General features: G+C 43.1%; 4 protein-coding genes. 1 reads left to right on the top strand and 3 read right to left on the bottom strand.

The features are described from left to right. Positions 1-328 precede the first annotated feature (328 nt). The 3 genes from gltX to chiP all read right to left on the bottom strand — a co-directional run bounded on the left by gltX (position 329) and on the right by chiP (position 3,775). Positions 329-1,756 (bottom strand): glutamate--tRNA ligase, encoded by a 1,428-nt coding sequence (gltX, locus tag IQR33_RS27020; RefSeq protein WP_005384075.1) that lies wholly within the window; start codon positions 1,754-1,756, stop codon positions 329-331. Positions 1,757-1,933: 177 nt separating this feature from the next. After that, entirely contained in the window at positions 1,934-2,530 is a 597-nt protein-coding gene (locus tag IQR33_RS27025) for a DUF2057 domain-containing protein (protein WP_193837646.1), read from the bottom strand. Between the two features lie 123 nt (positions 2,531-2,653). After that, on the bottom strand, positions 2,654-3,775 hold the full coding sequence (gene chiP, locus IQR33_RS27030; RefSeq protein WP_017819978.1) for a chitoporin: 1,122 nt from the start codon (positions 3,773-3,775) through the stop codon (positions 2,654-2,656). Between the two features lie 478 nt (positions 3,776-4,253). Here chiP and IQR33_RS36105 point away from each other — a divergent pair. Further along, positions 4,254-4,429 (top strand): cation transporter (locus IQR33_RS36105; protein WP_193844225.1); only part of this gene is annotated, 176 nt, incomplete at its 3' end.

Raw genomic sequence — 4,429 nt, forward strand, 5'->3', positions numbered from 1 at the left:
GACGCAAACGTTTGCTTTATTTTTTGAAACAACATAGCTAAAGCAAAGGTTTTTTCTTAAAAATGAGACAAACAAAATGGAACTTTAAGGAACATGGATAAAAATCAATCAGATATTTGATATATAATCGCTCGTTTTTTATTCATGCCAACGATATTTGGATTAAAAAATCTTATCCATATTGAGGTAAATTACAGGTGAAACCATCTCTTCATTCACCAATATGAGAGAAAGTTTCTCGTTATCTAAATTGAAGATACAAAAAAGCCGCGGTTGCTCACCGCGGCTTTGTGACTATTTATTCAAAAGAACGTTCAGTTCAAAGCAATTATGCGTTTGCTTCACGCTCAGCAATGAACTCAAGCGCCATCTTAATGCGAGCAATACAACGCTCTTTTCCAACCAGCTCCATGACTGCATCGACAGAAGGAGACTGACCGCCTCCTGTTACAGCAACACGTAATGGCATACCGATTTTGCCCATGCCGATTTCCAACTCTTCACATACTGCTGCGATAACGCCATCTTTGATGTTAGCTGTCGTCCACTCAGTTAGTGCTTCCACTTTCGCTAATGCAAGTTCTAGAGGCTCTTTAGCCACGCCACGTAGATGTTTCTTCGCTGCGCCCGCTTCAAACTCAGAGAAATCTTCATAGAAGTAACGGATTTGCTCAGCTAGCTCAACTAGCGTGTTGCAACGCTCACCCACTAGCTTGATCACGTCAGTGATAGCAGGACCATTCGTTACGTCTAGTTTTTGTTGATCTAGATGCCATTGTAGATGCTCAGCAACGTACGCAGGGTCTGAGTTCTTGATGTAGTGGTTGTTCAACCATTGCAGTTTATCAGTGTTAAAAGCAGACGCTGACTTAGATACTGCGTTTAGGCTAAATAGATTGATCATCTCTTCTTGAGAGAAGATTTCTTGGTCACCATGAGACCAACCAAGGCGCACTAGGTAGTTGTTTAGTGCCGCAGGCAGGTAACCCATATCGCGGTATTGCATGACTGATACAGCGCCGTGACGTTTAGACAGTTTCGCGCCGTCATCACCCAGGATCATTGCACAGTGTGCAAATGTAGGTACTGGCGCACCTAGTGCTTCGTAGATGTTGATTTGACGAGGGGTGTTGTTGATGTGGTCTTCGCCACGAACAACGTGAGTGATACCCATGTCCCAGTCATCCACTACTACACAGAAGTTGTAAGTAGGTGAACCGTCAGTACGACGAATGATTAGGTCATCCATTTGATCGTTGCGGATTTCAATGCGACCACGGATTTGATCATCAAATACTACGCTGCCTTCTTTCGGGTTACGGAAACGGATAACACATGGATCGCCATCTTTTGCCGCTTCGTTTGCTGCTTTGATTTTTGGATGGTTAGCATCGTAGCGAGGCATTTCTTTATTTGCTTCTTGCTCTGCACGGATTTCATCTAGCAGCTCTTTAGACGCGTAACATTTGTAAGCTTTGTCTTCAGCAAGAAGCTTATCAACCATTTCGTTATAACGGTCAAAACGTTGAGTTTGGTAGTAAGGACCTTCATCCCACTCCAAGCCTAGCCATTCCATGCCTTCAAGAATTGCATCAACCGCTTCCTGAGAGTTACGCTCAAGGTCTGTATCTTCGATACGTAGAACGAATTCACCACCTTGGTTTTTAGCGTATAGCCAAGAGTAAAGTGCAGTACGCGCACCACCAACGTGTAGATAGCCAGTTGGGCTAGGAGCAAAACGAGTTTTAACCGTCATTTGAGTTCCTTAGGGGTAATGAGCAACGAGAGATCTCTCGTTGTAATGTCAAGGATAAAAGTGGCGACATTTTACCACCGTAAGTCAATTCTACAATCGGTTTGACAACAGAAATAAAAACAGGGCAGAACCAAAAAGGCACAGCCCTGCTATTTACTGTTAAAGCACGAGACGAAATTACTTCAGGTTACGCATTGCCCATTGCATAAATTCTTGCTGCTCTTCACGGCTCAATTCATTAAACGATGCTTTGATTGTTTTGGTTTCCGCTGGAGAAGACGCAATGCTTGCCTTAGTCGATTCTTTATTCATTGCGTTATTATAGTCGGCAACTTCTCGTTCATAATCACGAAAACCTTGCAAACCACCTTTACGAAGTTGAACCATAGAGAATGCCACTTCTTTTCCGTTTTTGTCTTTCAATACCACTTTAGGATCGAGTTCGAAGGCTCTCGCCTCTTCAATAGTACGGAATGTTTGATAAGTCAGAGAAAGCTCGGTGTCTTTTTCTGCATCAAACTCTAATACCAGCGGCTGCGAATCGAATTTACGGCGCTTTCCATCTTCAAATACGATTTGTCCAACCGTTACCGCCAATTGGTTTTCCCCATCCTTTAACTCGATGCTGTTATTTTTGGAAATCCACTCAGGGTACACGAACTCACCGTTGAGAACGCGAGGAACCAGTTCAGCTTGCAGAGTCAGTTGAGCAGCAAAAGCAGGCGCAGAAAGCATTGCGCAAAGTCCGAGAAGTGTCGTTGTTTTTTTCATCATGGTTTCTCACTTTATACCAATTTAGATAAGCCTCTAAAATTTACAGGCCAGTCATTTCAAAGGCTTATTTGAATAAGTATCAAGATAAAAAGGGCGTTTCCGCCCTTTTAGTTGCTTCTTTAGTTAGAAGTAGTATTCAACACCTACAGAGAACTCGTCGTAGTCAGCAGACTTCCAACGTGCTTCTGTTGGTTTATCTAATTGAGACGCACCGTCGCCAAAGTCTAGAGTACGAGCACGTACGTACAGCACTGCCGATGGGTCTACGAAATACATAACTTGTGCTGATAACACATCGTCCGCTGTATCGTTAATTTTCTTACCATCACGCTCGAGATCAAAGTTAGCGGCGTAAGCCAGTTTGTATTGCCAATCACCCGTGGTGTACATGATAGCGGCAGACATTGCATCTTGCTTTTCACTCACACCATTGCTTGCGTCCGCTTCCATGTATTTGTATTGCGCAAAGAAAGAGATCCCGTTATCAAACCAGCCTTGTGCCCCTACCAAGTACGTGTTGTTTTCCCACGTTTGGCTTTCCATCTTTATATTACGGTTACCTTCATATGCCGCATCTAACTGGATAGGACCAATTTTGTAGTGTGCTGCAATACCACCCCAGTAGTCATCCCCTTCACCTAGACCTGCTTTATCACCTGCACCAGCTGCGATATCTAGGGAGAATTTGTCAGCAAACATTGGAGAGTCCCAGCGGATAGTGTTTGATTGACGGTCTTGGTACTTGGCGCCTCCAATAGCACCACCCCAGTCGTATACATCGCCGAGACCAGGGTTAGATGCTGGCCAGTCAACCAATTCGTACATAGGTGTCAAAACGCGACCCAGACGAATTTGACCCCAAGATGCACTTTCAAAACCGACGAATGTGTCACGTTCACCAAGACCTGCGCCCTCGCCACCAAAGCTAGGGTCTACATAACCGCCTTCGATTTGCCAAATAAAAGTAGGGTCGAAGTTAGCAAATTGTTTTTTACCACGGAAACCAATACGAGATTCGTTGTTTAGCTGCATGCCACCCAAATCATCGTCCGTTGCTTTGCTGCCAGAATCGTAATCGCGGTACGCGGCCTGCATCGCGATGATCCCGTAAACTTCATAAGAAAATGAATCTTTGGTTAGAAACTCTTTTGCTGCGTCACTGTTTGCACCATCAGCAAATGCAACACCACTGAACATCATGCCGGTAATTGCCGTGGCAAGTAGGCTTTTCTTTAGGTAAGACATTATAAACCCCTATATTTTTAGTTTTTTCCATTTTCAAATTCACTAACTAGGACATGGCAGGAACTTGAAACAGTGTTTGGACGGGGCAAATATGACAAACTTTTTTCGCACTAAAAAACTTTCCCTACAGCAATCTGAGCGACTTCAAAATGAGAAGATCAAAAATAAAATAAAATAATAAAAAACAATTACTTAACATCAAATATAAAAAATAAAAAACGTTAAAAGTACGTTTTGACACTGAACTGACATTGAGAGTATCTAAAAAACGTGAGCGACTTCATTCATCTTTTAGGTGTTTTAACGGAACTTTATATTCAAAGAGAAAAAACCTTGAGATCACTCGCAAGTAAAATGACCGTGCACTTGTGGGATTCGAGAGATTTTGACGAAATTGTTGTGAGTAGCAAATGGGTATTGACCTTACCCTTGCAGGAAGGTTTAAGCTCATAGCATCACTACTATTGAGGTGCAGATTATGTATCAGTTAGTTATACCTTTATCAGGGCTCAACTGCATGGGCTGTGCGAGAAAAGTTGAGAATGCTTTACATGCGAATCACGATGTGGAGATCCTCAATTTGTCCCCGACGCAAGTAGAGGTCAAAACCGAGTCTTCTCTTAAAGAGCTCGTCTCGTCGATTGAATCTCTTGG

It is taken from the genome of Vibrio sp. OPT46 (assembly GCF_015163535.1).
Taxonomy (GTDB): Bacteria; Pseudomonadota; Gammaproteobacteria; order Enterobacterales; family Vibrionaceae; genus Vibrio; species Vibrio alginolyticus.

Bases quoted from the DNA above. Each gene is read 5' to 3' on its own strand.
- gltX (WP_005384075.1), bottom strand. From the start codon at position 1,756: ATGACGGTTAAAACTCGTTTTGCTCCTAGCCCAACTGGCTATCTACAC.
- IQR33_RS27025 (WP_193837646.1), bottom strand. From the start codon at position 2,530: ATGATGAAAAAAACAACGACACTTCTCGGACTTTGCGCAATGCTTTCT.
- chiP (WP_017819978.1), bottom strand. From the start codon at position 3,775: ATGTCTTACCTAAAGAAAAGCCTACTTGCCACGGCAATTACCGGCATG.